We start from the raw sequence: 18,486 nt of genomic DNA, 5'->3' as shown, positions 1-18,486 counted from the left end.
TTAAGGAGAACGTGAATGAAGCATCAAACGGCATTTACTGCCCCGCACTTTAAGGCCGCGCAAGTCGGTCAGCAAATTCTCGACGCTGGCGGCACCGCCAGTGAAGCCATGGTCGCCGCTGCCGCGATGATTGCGGTGCAATACCCGCACATGAACGGCATCGGTGGTGACAGTTTTTGGCTGATCGCCAAAGCTGGCCAGACACCCGTTGCCATCGATGGCTGCGGCGCCGCAGCGTTGAATGTGGATGTCGAACACTATCGCGCGCTGGGTGATGAACTGCCATTCAGCGGCGGTGAATCGGCGATTACCATGGCCGGCACCATTGCGGCTTGGCAAAAAGCGCTGGAAGTAGACGCGGGTACGCTCACGTTAACCGAGTTGCTACAACCTGCCATTGATGCTGCCCGTGACGGTGTGGAAGTGACGCAAAGCTTAGTCAACGCCAGCGAGAAAACCTTTGAACGCCTGGCCTCATTGCAAGCTTTTGCGCAGAACTTTCTCAAGCAAGGCAAAACGCTCAAAGTCGGCGATACCTTAGTGAACGAGGCGCTCGCCAACACACTACAAGCCTTGGCTGAACGTGGGCTGGATGATTTCTATCGCGGCGAGATCGCCGCCTCCGCAGCGAAAGAGCTGCAAGCCGCAGGCAGCCCGCTGACGTTGGACGACTTTCATGCTCATCAGGCAAAAGTGTTGGCACCGCTCACCGTCAACACCGCAAAAGGGCGTTTATACAACTTTGGCGCGCCTACGCAAGGTGTGGCATCACTGCTGATTCTGGCGATTTACGATCGGCTGGCGTCACAAGCGCAGAGCGAAGTCGACCATATTCATCTGCTGGTTGAAGCGACCAAACAAGCCTTCATCATTCGCGATCGAGAAGTGTGCGACGAAGAGTTTTTAAGTCAGCCGCTTCAGGAGTGGCTCATCGACTCAGTCGTCGACCAATGTGCGGCCAATGTTTCCTTAAGTGAGGCGCTGCCTTGGCCGCATGAGGCCAAACCGGGCGATACCATTTGGATGGGCGCGAGCGATCAATACGGCACCATGGTGAGCTTTATTCAAAGCGTGTATTGGGAGTTCGGCTCGGGCGTGTTTTTGCCAGAAACGGGCATTTTGTGGAACATTCGCTCAAAAAGTTTCTCGCTCGATGCGCGTCACCACAATGTGTTGGCGCCGGGTAAAAAGCCGTTCCATACCTTGAATCCGGCCTATGCCGAACTCGCCGATGGTCGCCGCATGAGTTACGGCACCATGGGCGGCGAAGGCCAGCCACAAACACAAGCGTGCCTGTTTAGCCGCTACCACTATCAACATTTCTCGCTCAGTGATGCGATTGCTGCGCCGCGCTGGCTGCTTGGCCGCACGTGGGGTAACAGCACCAACAATTTACGACTTGAACAATCGCTGTATGAGCAATATGGCGATGCGTTAAAACAACGTGGCCACGATGTCACCTTTGTGGCCGATTGCAACGAACTCATGGGACACGCTGGCGCAATCATTCTCGATACGCATGGAAAGGCGTGTGCGACCAGCGATCCTCGTAGTGATGGAACCAGTTTACTTGGAGAATAACATGACCGCCCAAAACGAACTTTTTGAAACCCTGAACCCTCCGCAGCGTCTGCTTATGGGGCCGGGACCAATCAATGCCTACCCACGCGTTCATCAGGCCATTTCTCAATCTTTGATTGGGCAGTACGACCCGGTCATGACCGGCTACATGAATCAGGTACAGTCACTGTATCGTGGTGTTTTCCAGACCCAAAACCAGCAAACCATGTTGGTGGATGGCACGGCGCGTTCCGGCATTGAAGCGGTATTGGTTTCGGTGTTACAGCCCGGTGACAAGGTGCTGGTACCGGTGATTGGCCGCTTTGGTCACTTGCTGTGTGAAATTGCCCAACGTGTTGGCGGTGAAGTGAAGACCATCGATATCGAATGGGGGGAAGTGTGCCCGCCGGAAAAAGTCGAAGCGGCAATCAAAGCGTTTCAACCTAAGCTGCTCGCGACCGTTCAAGGCGATACGTCCACCACAATGAACCAGCCGCTCAAAGAGATGGGCGAAATCTGTCAGCGTTATGGCGTGCTGTTCTACTGTGACGCCACCGCGTCAATTGCGGGGAACGATCTTAAAGTCGACGAATGGCATCTTGATGCGGTGTCGGCTGGCTTGCAGAAATGCCTTGGCGGTCCTTCCGGTTCTGCGCCCATTACCTTAAGCGATCGCTGCGCAGCATTGATTAACCGCCGTAAACACGTCGAAGCGGGCATTCGCGCCGACCACCACACCCAAGGTGAAGAGGCGATGATTCAGTCCAACTACTTCGATTTGGCGATGATCATGGATTACTGGGGCCCGGAACGTTTGAACCACCATACGGAAGCGACGTCGATGCTCTATGCCGCACGTGAATGTGCGCGCCTTTTCCTTGAAGAAGGCGCAGACAAGGTGATTGCACGCCATAAACAAGCAGGGGATGCGTTGGCGGCAGGCCTTCGTGCCATGGGTTTGGAATTGTTCGGCAACCAAGCTTACAAAATGAACAACGTGGTAGGTGTCTACATTCCGGCAAATGTGAATGGTGATGCGATTCGCCTTGAGCTGCTGCAACGCTTCGGGATTGAAATTGGCACCTCGTTTGGTCCGCTGCATGGCAAAATTTGGCGCATCGGTACCATGGGGTATAACGCACGTCAAGAATGCGTGTTGGCTACGCTGGCGGCGCTGGAAGCGATTCTGATCAAACACAAAGCGGCGATTGTGCCGGGGCAATCGGTCATTGCAGCAATGGAATTCTATGCCTAATCACACCAGTAAGGTGCATACAGAACACAACGTGAGTTTGGTGAATCAACGCAAGGAGCGCTGATGATTACAGCAGAAAAAAATACCATGGCGCAGCAGGCAAAAAAGCTGATGGAGCAAGCAGACGCGCTGGCTCAATTCAGCGCTGACGAGGGCGCAATTACGCGCGCCTATCTGACGCCACAGCATCGTGCCGCCCATGACCAATTGGCGCAATGGATGCGTGAAGCGGGCCTTGAAACATGGCAAGACAGTGTCGGCAATCAGTGGGGGCGTAAAGTGTCCGCTAATCCAACCCAACCGACGCTGATCCTCGGCTCTCACAGTGACACCGTCACTAATGCAGGCAAATATGACGGCAATTTAGGCGTGATTCTGGCCATCGAAACGCTCGCTCAACTGGCGGATGAAGCGTTTCCATTTCATATCGACGTGGTTGCGTTTGCCGATGAAGAAGGCACCCGTTTTAACACCACGTTGATCGGTTCCAGCGGCGTGGCCGGATGCTTTAATCCGCAATGGCTGAACGTGAAAGATGCTGATGGCATTTCGATGGCGGAAGCGATGCGCACCTTTGGCCTTGACCCGAACCAAGCGGGCTGCGACGCACGTACAGCAAAGGAAACTCTGGCCTATCTGGAAGTGCATATTGAGCAGGGCCCGGTCCTGGAAACGGAAAATCTGCCAGTAGGAGTGGTCACGGGCATCGCGGGCGCGAAGCGCTTTCAATGCCAAGTAAAAGGCATGGCCGGCCACGCTGGTACCGTACCGGTAGATTTACGCCGCGATGCGTTGTGTGGCGCTGCGGAAATGATCATCGCCATCGAGAAGTTCGCGCAGCAAAATAGGATTGTTGCAACCGTTGGTAAATGTGACGTGTTGCCGGGCGCTGTCAATGTGATTCCTGGCGAAACACGTTTCACGATTGACATTCGCAGCCTGTCTCAACCATCGCTGGAGCAGTGTACAGTTGATCTGCTGAAGCAGTTGACCGACATTGCACGCAATCGCAACTTGGTTTTTCACCACGAAAACATCTACCAGGCCGAAGCGGTGCTGTGCAACGATAAACTTCAGCAACAATGGGCGGATGTGGTCGAAACTGTTACGCAGATCGCGCCACGTTTCCTGCCGAGTGGTGCAGGGCATGACGGGCTGGCAATGACCAAGCTCACCGACATTGGCATGCTGTTTGTGCGCTGCGAGAAAGGGATCAGTCATAATCCGCGAGAACAAGTGATGGAAGCTGATGTGCTGACTGCGCTCAGCTGCTTTGTTGAGATGGTCAAACGCTTTCGCTAACAGTTATCATCGGCCAATTAAACTAAAGCCCGGTTTGTAACCGGGCTTCTTCTTTCTGTTTCTATAATAACTCGATGTCATTCATCGTTGTTAGGACGCTGTGGCGGTTTATGGTTCTTCATAAACGTATCGACTTCGGTTTCCGTCAACTGCCCATCATTGTTGGTATCCATGCTGCTGAAATCACGCTGCATGGGTCCCTGAACTTCATCTTGCGTCAATACGCCATCGCCGTTGCTATCCATATCCGAAAAGCTCGGAGGCGGCCCCATGTCCGGGCGACCAGAGGGTTGCTCTTGTGCCATGGTTGAAGTCGACAACAAAGCGCAGCCCAGTAAGGCAAAAAGCGAAACAGATTTCATGTGTTAGTCCTGAATTTATTGGAATATTTAATGCCGTTCGTTTTGTCGAACCCAGCATTGGAGCATCCAACAGAAAAAGGGTTCGTCGATTTACAATGCTTTACATTGCGGTTCAATCTGCCGCATTTGTGTCTCTAAAATGAGAAAAGACAAATAAGAATGTTTTTTATTTGTATAGAGTAGCAATTTAAAACATATGCACTAGAATTTATATCATCCATGTGAATAGGATGGGTGGGTATGTGGTCACCCTGCTACGCGTAAACTCAGCGACCTAAAGACTACAGTACTCAGGAGCATATGGTTCCACTATTTACGGAATGATGAATGGCAAAAATTGACAAAGTTCAATCGCCCTCATCGATGTTTTCTAAATATTACTTGGTAACCATACGTAAAAACTTAACGACGTCAAACCTCTCCAAGGGCGATGGAGATTGAGGCTAGAGTGATGAAAAAGAAATACTCCTCTTCAAACTACAGTGAAGGCTTTTTGTTTTCCTACTTTATGCAACTATTACCGGCGTTTATGATCATTGCATTGGTAGTTATCGCATTATCCAATCTGCCAGATCTATCTTTGGCTGCAATGATTAACCAGGTATCTTCAGCAGCGCACAACTAATACAGGCGGATTAGAAAATTTGCCTGTATCAATACTAAAGGAAAAGCCACCGACATAGGTGGCTTTTGTTTTTTCAAGAATTTACTTAATTATTAGGTGGTAACAAAGCCCGCTTAAGCTGCTGGCGTTCTTCGTCCGTCATCTGGGTTTTGTTGAGAAACGGCATATCACCGCTGTCTACGGCGCGGGCAATAATGCGAGATTTCCAGCGGTCAATGTCCTGCCAACTGTCAAACACCGCGCCACTCGGCGCCACTTTGAATACATCATCTGTTGGCGTGGCGCTGTGACACTGGCTGCACCGCTGTTCGATGATCTGCTGCGCAATGTGTTGATCCGCATTGAGCGAGGCCGTGACCGTCGCGCTGGCAGGCGCAGCGTCACGGGGAAGTGATTTCGCCATGTGCATCTGTTCGGTCGCTTGCCAGCTAATCACGATGGCCAGAGCAAACATCGCGGCCGCACCGGAAAACATCACGAACGGTTTTTTCTCACCGGAATGCTTGAGGTTGAAGTAGTGACGGATGTAAGCACTGATCACCAGAATCAGCATCCCCACCAACCAGCTGTGCGCATGTTGATACACCATCGGGTAATGGTTGCTGATCATCAGGAAAATCACCGGCAGTGTGAAGTAGTTATTGTGAATCGAGCGGCGTTTGCCTTCCAGGCCGGGCGCAGGATCGACCGGTTCACCCGCGGCCACCTGCGCCACCATTTTGCGCTGACCCGGAATAATCTTATGGAAGACGTTATTGACCATAATGGAGCCAATTAATGCCCCCATATGGATGAACGCGCCGCGGCCGCTGAACAGGTGCGTAAATCCATAGAAAAACAGAGCGCCAAAGGCGATTAACGCGCCACTGAACAACAGCGTGTTGCGGCCAAGCGGAGAGCGCATCAAGCCCTCATACACCACGACGCCAAGCAAAATACCGCCCACACCCACGCCAACTGCTTGCAGCGAGGTGAGTTCCATCACACGTGGGTCGACCAGATACGCTTGCGCGTTGAAGTAATACATCCAAATCAGCAATGCCGAACCCGTCAGCCAGGTCGAATAGGCTTCCCATTTAAACCAATGCAGTTTCTCCGGCATTTTTTCCGGGCCAACCTGATATTTGGCCACTTCGTAAAAACCGCCACCGTGTACAGCCCAAAGATCGCCTTTAATACCTTTGTCTTTTTTCCATTGGGGCGGGGTTTCTAAGCTGTTGTCCAGCCAAGTGAAATAGAAGCTCGCACCAATCCATGCGATGCCACAAATTACATGAAACCATTTGATGAATAACGCAAACCATTCGTAGAGTTGTGGCCACATAACAACATATCCTTTTGATAGACTAATTTTCCATGAACGTAAGTTCTCTCGATCACTCGCTCATCGCCAAGGGTGATAAGGGCGAAAAGCTGCTCAGACAAATCCTGACAACGCAATGTGCGCTGCTTGAGCATCGGAAATGCAGTGAGATCGAGTTCGATAAAGTCGGCTTCAGTGCCGATGTTAAAATTCCCAATCAGGTGATCGAGTCCCATTGAAGCGGCGGCGCCTTGAGTGCAGAGGTAGAGCGATTCAAACGCATCCAGGCTGACGCCTTGTAACTGACAGATTTTGTAGGCATCGGCCTGATTGCGCAGCAGGCTCAAACTGGTTCCACCACCCACATCGCTGGCAATCGACACCGGAATGCCGGCGTCTTTCGCTTTGTCATACGGAAACAGCCCGCTGCCGAGAAAGAGGTTGGAAGACGGGCAGAAGGCGATGGACGCGCCGCTACTGGCCAGCGTTTGTTGTTCACGCTCGCTCAGATGAATCGCATGGCCAAACAGCGCACGGTCGCGCACCAGATGATTACGTTCATACACCCCCAAATAATCATCATCATGCGGATAGAGCTCTTTCACCCACGCCACTTCGTTGATGTTTTCGCTCAAGTGAGTCTGAATGAAGGTGTCCGGATGCTCATCGGCCAACTGTCCGGCTTTTGCCAACTGTTGCGGCGTGCTGGTTGGCGCAAAACGCGGCGTAATTGCGTACAGGGCGCGGCCCTGATTGTGCCAGCGTTCGATCAGCGCTTTGCTGTCGCGATACGACGATTCAGGCGTGTCTTGCAGCTCGTCAGGACAGAAGCGATCCATCATCACTTTGCCGCAAACCATGCGCGCGTCGTATTGCTCGGCCGCTTCAAAAAAGGCGTCGACCGACTGAGGATGCACCGTAGCGTAAACGCTCGCCGTTGTCGTCCCATGCGCAAACAATTGTTGCAGGAAAAATTGCGCCTGAACTTTTGCGTAGTCGTAGTTGGCAAAGCGCAGTTCGGTCGGGAACGTGTAGGTGTTGAGCCAGTCGAGCAATTGCTTGCCGTAGCTGGCGATGATTTCGACTTGCGGAAAATGCACGTGTGAATCAATCATGCCGGGGATCAACAACCCGCGGTGCTGGACCACGTTGCCCTGGATCAGCAACGCTTTATTGGCTGACACCGCGAAGAACGCTTTCGCATCCCCCACATGCTGTATACGACCATGTTCAATGACTAAAACACCGTCGTTCCAGTATTCATAGTTGTGTTTTGGTGACAATGTCACTTTAGGGAAGTGCAGAATGCTTCCCCGGTGAACTTGCCATGCTGAATTGTCTTTCACCATATTAACTGCCTCGGTAACTCGAGTAGGAATAAGGCGAGAGCAGCAATGGAATGTGATAGTTACGCGTTTCACCCACCGTGAAATGAACGTCGATCATCGGGAAAAATGCTTGTCCAAATTGCGCCTCACAGTAGGGTTGCACCAAAAATCGTAGGGTGTAGTTGTGCGTATCGAGTGAGACCTCGGAAAATTTGACTCGACCATCCTGGTCGGTTTGCGCTTCAGCAAGGCACTCAAAACTGCCCAAGCGAAACAGCTTGACGGTAATATCTGCAGCCGGGCGGCCATTGGCCGTGTCGAGTACATGACAACTTAATTGATTCATATATACGCTTCCATTCTGATATGACTGATTTTTTGTTGTTCAATTGCAGCTTGTTGCAGCTCTTGTTGGTAAGTTCGGTGAATACGCGCCTTGAGCAGACCCAGCATGTCGTCGGCACTTTTGTTGGTGGCGCAGACAATGAAAATAAAACCAAACTTCGCACGGTATTGTTGATTCAACACCAACAGTTCTTGCAGCGTTTCGTTGGACGCGAGCTGAACCTGACCTTGTTCTTTCGCACTCAGCGCTTTACCCTGCGCGTATTTCTTCTCAAGACTTGCCATGTCGCCGATCATCGGGTGTCCGGCAAAGGCTTCCAGCCAATCGGCTTCATCAAGTTGGGCAAACGCGGCATCTGCGGCATTCTTCAATACCGCGGCCGACTCAAACGGCATGGCAGCTTGCATGAGTTGCTGCCAACGTCTGCTGGTACAAATTTGTGCCAGCTGTTCTTCACTCAAATCGAGTTGATTCAGGGTGGAGTTCATTCGTGCGTTTCCTTAAGTGATTTGCGGGCTTGGTTGGCCTGCTGCCACTGCGCATCACCGGATGATGGCGTTGGTATTTGAAGGGCGAACAGGCCAATCAATTGCGCCGCGACAGATACGGCCACTTGCATCGGCAACTTTCCTTGCACATCCGGGTGGCCGATCGGGCAGGTCAGGGCATCAATCCATGACGGATTGCTCAGCTGTTCTTTGAGACGAAACTCAAAACGCTGACGCTTGCCTTGCGAACCAATTAGACCCACAAACGCAAAGCGCCGAGCTTCTAGCGCAGACAGCGTCAGTTCGAAATCCAGCGCGTGATCTTGGGTCATGATGATGAGATAGGCGTTATCGTTCAGGCTGATCATCGCCTGACGCGGGTCGTCGCAATGGTGTGTTTCGACACCAAGTTGAGCAAGTGGCGTGAGCCACTCAGCACGGTTATCCACCACTTTTACGTGACACGGTAACTCTGAGAGTACGCGCGTCAACGCCTGACACACGTGGCCTGCGCCGAAGATAACCACTTGCGGCGTTTGCGTTTGAAAGTACTCAAACATCACTTGCACCGCGCCACCACAACATTGCCCCAAATCCGCCGCGAGAGAAAACCGTTCAATCGTAACGTCGCTGTGCTTGGCTTTGAGATGTCCACGCGCCAGCGCAATGACTTGAAACTCCAGATTGCCACCGCCTAGCGTGTCAAACTGCGCCGTCTCCGTGATCACCATCTTGGCACCGCTGGTACGGGGCACGGAGCCGACATAAGCGACAACCGTTGCGATGCAGTACGCTTCGCCGCGCTGTTCTAGCTGCTGACATGCCGCCAGCCAATTGAGGCCCGGACTTACCAGAAAGGTGTTATGAGAGAATGACATCGGCGTTCTCCTTCACTGGATGGCTTTCAAGCCACTGCTGTTGATGCTCACAGGCGCTCAAAATCATTTCGCCTGTTGCCGGCGCATGCAGGTGCGGCGCGCAACGATGCTCAGAAATGGACGCCACTGCATCGTAAATGGCACACCAAACACTGATGGCATGCATAAACGGCGGCTCACCAACGGCTTTCGAGCGATAAATGCTGTGCTCCGGATTGGCTTTGTCATACAGCGCAATCTGCATCTGTTTTGGATAATCGCCAATGGTCGGAATTTTGTAATTCATCGGGCTGTTGCTGAGCAGGCGACCGTCTTTGGCCCACACCAATTCTTCAGTCGTCAGCCAGCCCAATCCCTGAATAAACGCGCCTTCGATCTGGCCGCGGTCAATCGCCGGGTTAAGGCTGCTGCCCACATCATGCAGAATATCCACGCGATCCACGCGCAGTTCGCCCGTCAACGTATCAATCGTGACTTCTGAGCAAGAGGCGCCGAGCGAGAAGTAGAAGAACGGACGACCGGTCGCGGTGGTGCGGTCGTAACCGATTTTCGGTGTTTGATAGAAGCCGCTAGCCGAGAGCGACACGCGATGCATGTAGGCCTGTTGCACCAGCTCCGCCCAAGAAACAGGGTTCGCGGCACCGACTAAAGTGTCGTTGACGATATCCAGGTTATCGCAGTGATAATGTTCGCGAGCAAACGCCAGTAAACGTTCCTTGATGGTCATGACCGCGTTGTGAGCAGCCATCCCATTGAGATCGGCGCCTGAAGAGGCGGCGGTTGGCGAGGTGTTTGGCACTTTGTCGGTGCGCGTTGACGTGACGAGGACTTTATCAAGCGATATGCCCATCGACTGCGCCACGATCTGCTGAACTTTGGTGTGCAGACCTTGACCCATTTCCGTCCCGCCGTGCGACACCTGCAACGTGCCATCGGTGTAGATGTGAATCAGCGCGCCCGCCTGATTGAGGTGCGTGGCGGTAAACGCGATGCCGAACTTGATAGGGGTGAGCGCCAGACCTTTTTTCAGCACCGGATTGCGCTTGTTCCACTGTTCGATTTCCAAGCGGCGCGCGCGGTAGTCAGCATCAGCTTCCAGTTGCTCGATGATCCCGCGCATCTCGTCATACTGTTCCACTTCCATCCCGTATGGCGTGATGTTTTTGCCCGCGCGATACAGGTTGTTCAGGCGCACATCCAGTGCATCGAGTCCGGTGGCTAGCGCCAGTTCCTGCATCGCTTTTTCAATCACGATCATGCCTTGTGGGCCACCAAAGCCTCGAAACGCAGTGTGAGAGACCATGTCGGTTTTGAGACGATTGCCAACCACCGTGGCCTTGCCAAGGGAATAAGCATTGTCGGCATGGAACATCGCGCGATCGACAATGGCATCCGAAAGATCCGGCGAGTGACCACAGATGCCGTTTACTTCGATACTGGCGGCTTGGATCACACCTTGTTTATCCGCCGCGAGTTGATAACGGTTATAGAAGGGGTGGCGTTTACCCGTCGCCGTCATATCCACGGCGCGTGGCAAACGCATTTTTACCGCACGTTTAGTGTGGAACGCCCCCAGCGCCGCCATACATGCCCACTGCGCAGCCTGGCTCTCTTTACCGCCAAATCCGCCGCCCATGCGGCGCATATCGACGGTGACTCGGTTAAAATCAACTGCCAGCACTTCGGCAACCAGCTTTTGAACTTCCGACGGGTTTTGGGTTGAAGAGCGCAGAAAGATGCCGCCATCTTCCGTGAGTTCAGCAAGGCTCGCTTGGCCTTCCAGATAAAAGTGCTCCTGACCGCCCACATGCAGGTCGCCATCAAGATGAATGTCGGCTTGGTCGAATAGCGCCGTATCGGGATTCGGGCCCATTTGATGGCGAGCCAACAAAGGTTCTTTAAGGCTCGCTTCGGCATAACTTAGAGTGACATTGTCACTTTTTGTGTATTCGACGTTCGCTAGACGAGCCGCTTTCCAGGCCTGTTCATGACTGGTCGCCAGCACCAAAGCGATGGGTTGACCGAAATAGCGAATCTCTCCGTCCAGCATCAGCAACGGGTCACCTTTAAAGATGGTCCCGATGTCTTTTTCGCCCGGAATATCGTCCGCCGTGAGCACTCGAACGACACCGTCAGCCTGACTGACCGCACTAAGATCCACAGAGCTGACTTGGCCCTTCGCAATCGCGCTGGTAACAACAGCAGCGTGCAAACAACCGCGCGGCGTGGCGTAGTCATCCAGAAACTGCGCTTCACCACTGACTTGTTTTTCAGCACTTTCGTGCTTGTGAGAACGCCCAACCACCTGGAACGCGGTATGCGACTGCGTGTGTGAGGATTCAATCGACGTTAACTTACGCATGTTGCACCAACCTTGTTTCAACGTGTTGAGATTCAAGATAAAAGCGTTGCAGCAGGTTTTGTACCAACTTCACCCGATAGTCAGCACTGCCGCGTACATCGCTCAGCGGCTGAATCAATGTTGGCACTAACGCTTTCGCTGCATTTACGATGGGCAGTGTCAACGGACGACCGACAAACACTTTTTCCAGCTCATGCAATCGCACTGATTTCGCTGCGACGCCGCCTGCTGAAATGATGCAGTTCTTGACACGACCATCGGTGGCAATGGTCATATTGATGCCCAGAGTCACGGTCGCAATGTCGTCTTCGTAACGCTTACTGATTTTGTAGATCGCATGATGCTGATTCGGTGCTAAACGCGGCAGGTGAATCGCGCTGATCCATTGATTGGGTTTCAATAACGTTTCACGATAGCCAGTAATGTAATCTTCGGGTGCAAACAGAATGCGGGTTTCACCATCATCGACTTCGATACGACCGTTGAGGCTAATCAGAAGCGGGGCGATATCGCCAATTGGCGAGGCATGACCAAGGCTGCCACCGAGCGTTGCGCGGTGACGAATGGTTAAACTGCCCAAGCGTTCAATAACTTCATCTGCCGTTGGGAAATGCGCTTTGGCGAACTCGTGAACCTGATTCATCGGCACAGCAGCGCCAATTCGCCAGCCTGACGTGGTTTCAGAAATCCCAAGCAGATCATCCACATGAGAAATATCGATGAGCTGAGGCAGCGATTTCATTTGTTGGGTCACTTCGAGCGATAGATCGGTCCCGCCCGCGATAATTTTGGCATCCGGCATGGCGGCTATCGCTTCGGCTAACGCTTGACGGTTAGCAGGACGCGCATAATGCGGCTCACTGCTTTCGGCCACCGAGCCGAGCCAGACTTTCACCGTGTCGTCATGACGACTCAGTGGGTCGTCGATTTGGCTATGAGCAATGGTGTTGGCGGCGTCAATCAGCGGGCCATAGCCTGTGCAGCGGCATAAATTTCCAGCGAGAAAGTCACTGGGTTTTTCTGGTGCTGTTTCTTGTTTTGAAAGGGCGTACAGCGACATCACAATCCCCGGCGTACAAAAGCCGCATTGCGTGCCGTGTTTATCGACCACTATTTGCTGAACCGGGTGCAAGGTGTCAGCCTGTTTAAGATGTTCGACGGTAATGATCTGTTTACCATGCAGTGCATGAATCGGCGTAATACAGGCGTTGATCTGACGATAACGAAGGTGCTCAGATTCATCCAGATCAACCATGACGACGGTGCAGGCACCGCAATCGCCACTGGCGCATCCTTCTTTAGAGCCTGTCATCTGTTTTTGTTCGCGCAAATAGTTGAGCAGCATGGTATCCGCCTTGGCCGATTCCACTCTGATCACCTCGCTGTTAATCATGAGCTCTAACATAACTTCCTCTGTCTTTAAAACTTGTCCAATTGGTCAACTTGCTAGGTAAAAAATGGCTCGCGCACCATGAGCAGGAGACGCGAGCCGGAGGTGAGATTAGTTAGGGATCTTGGCGTCGATGCCTTCGACGTACCAGTTCACGCCTGCAAGTTCTTTATCCGTCAGAGAATGACCTGAAGCGATCACTTGATGACCTTGGTTATCATTCATCGGACCGGTAAACGGAACGATAGCGCCAGATTTAATTTTGTCTTCTGTACTGAGTATAGCTTGTTTGATTTCAGCAGGGAGATCCGGGTTGATCGACACAATCTGCAGCACGTCATCTTTCAAGCCTCCCCAGTAATCCTGTGGCTTCCAGTTTTTATCCATCACACCTTCGACGGTTTTGATGTAGTGCGGCGCCCAGTGGTCACGCACAGAGAACATGTGCGCTTTCGGCGCAAAGTGGCTCATGTCAGACGCTTGGCCAATCCCCATCACGCCACGTTTTTCAGCGGCAATCAGTGGCGCCGGGCTGTCGGTGTGCTGAATGATGATGTCTGCGCCTTGGTCAATCAGTGCGTTCGCTGCATCCGACTCTTTGCCTGGGTCATACCAGGTGTTGACCCAAACAATTTTCAGTTTGATGTCTGGATTGACGCTCTTCGCGCCCAGATAGGTGGCGTTGATGTCACGAATGACTTCCGGAATCGGGAACGTTGCGATGTAGCCCAGCGTGTTGGTTTTGGTGGCCATCCCCGCAGCGACACCAGATACATAACGACCTTCATAGGTACGCAGCACGTACGTGCCCAGGTTTTTATCCATCTTGTAGCCGGTGGCGTGCTCAAAGGTCACGTTCGGAAAACGTTTCGCCACTTTCGCCGTCGGGTTCATAAAGCCAAAAGAGGTGGTGAAAATCACGTCATTGCCCGATTTCGCCAACTGCGTGATCACGCGTTCCGCATCCGCGCCTTCTGGTACGTTTTCAACAAACGTGGTTTTGACCTTTCCACCGAAGTACTTTTCCATTTCAATACGGCCTTGGTCGTGCTCATAGCTCCAGCCATGATCGCCAATCGGTCCGACATAGACGAAGCCGACTTTCAGCGGATCATCCGCCAGTGCCGAAGTTGAGAGCAGTGCAAACACAGAAAGTGCCGCAGCAGTCATCCACTGATTTAGTTTCATGAAATTCTCCGTTTTCATTTTATGGTTTGAGTTGAGATTGTTGCTGTTTGAATTAAGGCTTTCGGTTTGCAACGCATCGTTATGAATGGATAAAGCAAAAACTTGACCAATTGGTCGTGTTTTGAAAATTTATTTTTCATTGATGAGAGAAAGTCTTACGCCGCAAGGCATCAAAAGAGAAAGACGTGCTTCAAGCATGGAAAACATGAGCTGAACCTGATGTGGGAATGCGTAATTTTGGTGCTTAGTGATTCACGATGTGCACACATTTGATGCATTTCACCTATGTGCTTAAGTCCATCGACATACTTAAACACGTACGGGCGTCAACAAGGTGTCCAAAGCAAAAGGCGATAAAAAAGCCCGCAGTGGCGGGCTTCCTCATGTCGTGACGTTTTGGTTTTAATTACGATGGAACGTCATGACGATTGCAAATTAGTGACGTTTGGGATCGAATGGCTTGCCTAAACTCATCGGCGTCGCTAGCTTCTGGCGCAGCTCGTTTGAACTGAGCAGCACCATCACCACAACCGTGGCCACATAAGGCGTCATCGCTAAGAGGTTCGGTGAAATATCCACGCCCACACCTTGCATCATCAAATGCATGATTGAGGTGAATCCAAACAGATACGCGCCCAAAACCAGATAGCCAATCCGCCACGATGCAAACACCACCAAAGCCAGCGCAATCCAGCCGCGGCCTGCGGTCATGTTCTCCATCCACATTGGCGTGTAGGCGAGGGACATATAAGCGCCTGCCAAACCAGCCAGAGCGCCTCCAATCAAGGTGACAATGTAACGAACTTTAATCACCTCAATGCCGAGCGCATTGGCTGAGTGAGGATTTTCGCCAACCGCGCGAATGATCAGCCCCGCACGCGTCTTGTGCAGCGCCCACCAAGCACCAACGACCAACACGAAGCTGAGGTAAACCAGCAAGTCATGATTGAACAGCAATGGGCCAATGAACGGAATGTCACTCAGTAGCGGAATCGGCATTGCTTTGAAGCCGATGATCGTGGATCCAACCAAGCTGCCGCCGAGAAACGCACTGAGCCCAGTGCCAAAGATGGTTAACGCCAGCCCAGTTGCCACCTGATTGGTGCTCAAGGTTAACGTCAGGACGCCAAACAGCAACGCCATCAGCATGCCGGCCAACATAGCAACCAGTATGCCAACCAACAAACTGCCGGAGAAATAGGCGCCCGCGAAGCCTGCCATCGCGCCCATCAACATCATGCCTTCTTGACCTAAATTCAATACGCCCGTTTTTTCACAAATCAACTCGCCCAATGCGATGATGAGTAACGGAGTTCCGGTTTTCAGTGCCGCAATACACAGCGATTGAATCAATAACGCATCCATTATGCGGCTCCTTTTTCGTCAACAAGTGTAGTTTGCGCGGGCGCCCGTAACGCGCTTTTGGGGACAAAGCGATAGTGAATCAGAAAATCACACGCCAGTAGGAAAAACAGCAGCGTGCCTTGGAACAGCCCGGTCACCGCGGTTGGCAGCCCGAGTTCGATTTGCGCCAGATCGCTTCCCATATAGAGCGCGCCCATAAACAGCGACGCAACAATGACACTGATCGGATTCAGACGCCCCAAATACGCCACGATAATGGCTGCGTAGCCATAGCCCGGCGAAACGGACGGCACCAGTTGACCAATCGGCCCAGCGACTTCGGCTGCCCCTGCAAAACCTGCCAATGCGCCAGCAAACAACATCGCGCCCCAAACCAGGCGATGCTCTGAAAAACCGGCGTATTTGGCAGCCGCACGCTCAGAACCGAGCACGCGCAATTGAAAGCCGGGCAGGGTTTTGAACAGCACAACACCCGAAACCATCGCAATCACGACTGCAACAATGATCGATGCTGATGCGCGTCCGCTGTCAAACAGCGGATGCAGCAGCGCAGCATCGGCAAACATTTGGGATTCAGGAAAGCCGAACCCTTGCGGATCGCGAAGCGGGCCATGCACCGCCCACAGCAGCACATACAAACCGATGTAGTTGAGCATGATGGTGGTGAGAATGATGTTGGTGTGAAAACGACGGTTCAGCCACGTCGGAATCGCGGCCCAGCCAGCGCCTGCAGCCATGCCCGCAATTAAAGTTGCCAGTAGCATGCCAATCCCTGAGGTATCATCGGCATTTACCGCGATCGCACTCGCCGCTACGGCGCCAATCAATAACTGGCCTTCAGCGCCAATATTCCAAATGTTGGCTCGATAACAGAGCGCTAAACCCACGGCACACAGCATCAACGGCGCGGATTTCACCAGCAATTCGCCCAAGTTGTAGCTGTCGGAAAAGGGCATCATCACAAACACCTGAAACGCTTTCAGCGGGCTGACGTCCAGCCACACAAACAGCACACTGGAGACGGCTAACGTTAAGGTAACGGCAATGAAAGGAGAGAGCCACATCATCAACTTTGAACTTTCCAGACGAGGTTGCACGTTAAGCATGGGCCACCTCCTGCGACACAATAAAGCCGCCTGCAATCCATTCACCGATTTGATCAATGGACGTGTCCGCCGTTTTTACCGCCGAAGAGACGTGGCCTTCATAAATCGCCGCGAGGCGATCGCAAAGCACGAACAGCTCATCAATGTCTTCAGACACCACCAGAATGGCAGCACCTTGGTCGCGCAATGCGATCAACTGTCGATGGATCGCGCTGGCCGCACCGATATCCACACCCCAAGTCGGGTGCGCACAAATCAACAAACGCGGTGCTTGTGCAACCTCACGCCCCATGATGAATTTTTGCAGATTCCCGCCAGACAAACTTTTCGCCTGCGACTGCTCATTGCGGCACTTGACCTGATTGGTTTGAATCAGTTTTTGGGCCATGGCTTTGAGTTTGGGAAATTGAATCACACCGCTGCGACAAAGCGAACGCGCATGCGTCAGCAGGGTATTCTCTTCTAAACTCATCTCCGGCACGGCGCCTTGCCCCAAGCGATTGGCCGGGACGTAGGCTAAGCCCAGTTGGCGGCGGCGTCCCGCATGCAAATGGCCAATCGGCGCATTTTGCCACTGGATAGAGTCGTTATCGGCGCGAGTATCTTCGCCGCTCAGCACAGCCAACAAGTCTTCCTGACCATTGCCTGCAACGCCAGCCAAACCAAAGATTTCGCCACTGCGAAGCTCAAAATTAATGCGCTTTAAGCTGCATCCGAACGGATGAGACGGCGCGAGTGACAGATTGACCGTGCGCAGCACCACTGCTTCACCGGCAGTTTTCGGATACGTTTCCGACAACTGGGTTTCATCGCCAACCATCATGCGCGCAATTGAATTGGGCGTTTCGTGTGAAGGGTTGCATTCCCCAGTCACTTTGCCGCCACGCAGAATAACGGCGCGATGACAAAGCGTGGTGACTTCCTTCAACTTATGGCTGATGAACAAAATCGCGCAACCTTCTGACGCCAGTTGATTGAGTACGGTAAACAGCCCTTCGATTTCCTGAGGGGCCAGTACCGAGGTCGGTTCATCAAGGATCAGCAGTTTTACGTTCTGAATCAAACAACGCAAAATCTCGACTCGTTGGCGCTCCCCGATACTCAGGCTGTGAACGTAACGGTCCGGGTCAACGTGTAACTGATATTGTTCACTTTTTTCGACAATGGTTTGGCGTAAATCATCCAAGGAGTCGAGAAATTCCTTATCTAGCCCCAACTGGATATTTTCTAACACCGTCAGGGTTTCAAACACAGAGAAGTGCTGGAACACCATGCCAATCCCCATGGCGCGGGCCTGATTGGGGGATGTCATGCTGACTTCATGATTATTCCATAAAATCGCACCTTCACTGGGCATGTTGACCCCATAAATCATTTTCACCAGCGTTGACTTTCCGGCTCCATTTTCACCCAGTAGAGCGAGAATTTCGCCGGGAAACAGTTTGAGATTCACTTTGTCATTCGCCACGACACCCGGGAAGAACTTACTGAGATTCCACAGTTCGAGAAGTGGTGTAGTCATGTTGAGCAGATTCCTTTCTATTTTTTTCGAAAGGATAAATGCAAAAACTTGACCAAGTGTTCAAATAGAGTGGCAACAAGGGCTGCGCTGCGCTATGTCGCAACCT

Annotated in this window: 15 protein-coding genes; 3 read left to right on the top strand and 12 right to left on the bottom strand. The window is 52.4% G+C overall.

Features of this window, described 5'->3' with window-relative positions; translation table 11 throughout:
- Window positions 1-15 precede the first annotated feature (15 nt).
- The 3 genes from JIG40_RS20810 (at window position 16) to JIG40_RS20800 (ending at window position 4,117) form a co-directional block, all read left to right on the top strand.
- Complete coding sequence (locus JIG40_RS20810; RefSeq protein ID WP_199466020.1) at window positions 16-1,581, top strand: gamma-glutamyltransferase family protein; 1,566 nt, start codon at window positions 16-18, stop codon at window positions 1,579-1,581.
- Between the two features lies 1 nt (window position 1,582).
- Window positions 1,583-2,815 (top strand): alanine--glyoxylate aminotransferase family protein, encoded by a 1,233-nt coding sequence (locus JIG40_RS20805; protein ID WP_199466019.1) that lies wholly within the window; start codon window positions 1,583-1,585, stop codon window positions 2,813-2,815.
- Between the two features lie 63 nt (window positions 2,816-2,878).
- On the top strand, window positions 2,879-4,117 hold the full coding sequence (locus tag JIG40_RS20800; RefSeq protein WP_199466018.1) for an allantoate amidohydrolase: 1,239 nt from the start codon (window positions 2,879-2,881) through the stop codon (window positions 4,115-4,117).
- 77 nt (window positions 4,118-4,194) lie between these two features.
- Here the strand turns inward: JIG40_RS20800 and JIG40_RS20795 are convergent, their stop codons facing one another.
- From JIG40_RS20795 to JIG40_RS20740, 12 genes are all read right to left on the bottom strand, one after another.
- Complete coding sequence (locus tag JIG40_RS20795; RefSeq protein WP_158146223.1) at window positions 4,195-4,479, bottom strand: EF-hand domain-containing protein; 285 nt, start codon at window positions 4,477-4,479, stop codon at window positions 4,195-4,197.
- Window positions 4,480-5,189: 710 nt separating this feature from the next.
- Complete coding sequence (locus JIG40_RS20790; protein ID WP_199466017.1) at window positions 5,190-6,428, bottom strand: urate hydroxylase PuuD; 1,239 nt, start codon at window positions 6,426-6,428, stop codon at window positions 5,190-5,192.
- On the bottom strand, window positions 6,374-7,756 hold the full coding sequence (gene guaD, locus JIG40_RS20785; RefSeq protein WP_143682824.1) for a guanine deaminase: 1,383 nt from the start codon (window positions 7,754-7,756) through the stop codon (window positions 6,374-6,376). Before guaD ends, JIG40_RS20790 begins: the two co-directional genes overlap by 55 nt.
- A 1-nt stretch (window position 7,757) precedes the next feature.
- Window positions 7,758-8,081: a hydroxyisourate hydrolase gene (gene uraH / locus JIG40_RS20780; RefSeq protein WP_061055631.1), complete on the bottom strand. Its 324-nt coding sequence runs from the start codon at window positions 8,079-8,081 to the stop codon at window positions 7,758-7,760.
- On the bottom strand, window positions 8,078-8,569 hold the full coding sequence (locus tag JIG40_RS20775; protein WP_061055632.1) for a 2-oxo-4-hydroxy-4-carboxy-5-ureidoimidazoline decarboxylase: 492 nt from the start codon (window positions 8,567-8,569) through the stop codon (window positions 8,078-8,080). Before JIG40_RS20775 ends, uraH begins: the two co-directional genes overlap by 4 nt.
- A complete protein-coding gene (gene xdhC, locus JIG40_RS20770; RefSeq protein WP_199466016.1) occupies window positions 8,566-9,447 on the bottom strand; it encodes a xanthine dehydrogenase accessory protein XdhC in 882 nt (293 codons plus the stop codon). Before xdhC ends, JIG40_RS20775 begins: the two co-directional genes overlap by 4 nt.
- Window positions 9,431-11,809: a xanthine dehydrogenase molybdopterin binding subunit gene (gene xdhB, locus JIG40_RS20765; RefSeq protein WP_199466015.1), complete on the bottom strand. Its 2,379-nt coding sequence runs from the start codon at window positions 11,807-11,809 to the stop codon at window positions 9,431-9,433. Before xdhB ends, xdhC begins: the two co-directional genes overlap by 17 nt.
- A complete protein-coding gene (gene xdhA / locus JIG40_RS20760; RefSeq protein ID WP_199466014.1) occupies window positions 11,802-13,214 on the bottom strand; it encodes a xanthine dehydrogenase small subunit in 1,413 nt (470 codons plus the stop codon). Before xdhA ends, xdhB begins: the two co-directional genes overlap by 8 nt.
- A 96-nt stretch (window positions 13,215-13,310) precedes the next feature.
- Window positions 13,311-14,387 carry a BMP family ABC transporter substrate-binding protein gene (locus JIG40_RS20755; protein ID WP_199466013.1) on the bottom strand — a complete coding sequence of 359 codons (1,077 nt, stop codon included), beginning with the start codon at window positions 14,385-14,387 and terminating at the stop codon, window positions 13,311-13,313.
- A gap of 435 nt (window positions 14,388-14,822) precedes the next feature.
- Window positions 14,823-15,752, bottom strand: coding sequence for an ABC transporter permease (locus JIG40_RS20750; RefSeq protein ID WP_199466012.1), 930 nt, complete (start codon window positions 15,750-15,752; stop codon window positions 14,823-14,825).
- The gene (locus JIG40_RS20745) at window positions 15,752-16,858 is read right to left on the bottom strand and encodes an ABC transporter permease (RefSeq protein ID WP_199466011.1); all 1,107 of its coding nucleotides are present in this window, start codon (window positions 16,856-16,858) and stop codon (window positions 15,752-15,754) included. The genes JIG40_RS20750 and JIG40_RS20745 overlap by 1 nt, the downstream gene beginning before the upstream one ends.
- Window positions 16,851-18,380 carry an ABC transporter ATP-binding protein gene (locus JIG40_RS20740; protein WP_199466010.1) on the bottom strand — a complete coding sequence of 510 codons (1,530 nt, stop codon included), beginning with the start codon at window positions 18,378-18,380 and terminating at the stop codon, window positions 16,851-16,853. Before JIG40_RS20740 ends, JIG40_RS20745 begins: the two co-directional genes overlap by 8 nt.
- Between the last annotated feature and the right edge of the window lie 106 nt (window positions 18,381-18,486).

It is taken from the genome of Vibrio sp. bablab_jr001 (genome assembly GCF_016464285.1).
Classification (GTDB): domain Bacteria; phylum Pseudomonadota; class Gammaproteobacteria; order Enterobacterales; family Vibrionaceae; genus Vibrio; species Vibrio fluvialis.
Note: the sequence above shows the minus strand (reverse complement) of the source record. Positions and strands in the feature narration are given on the sequence as shown.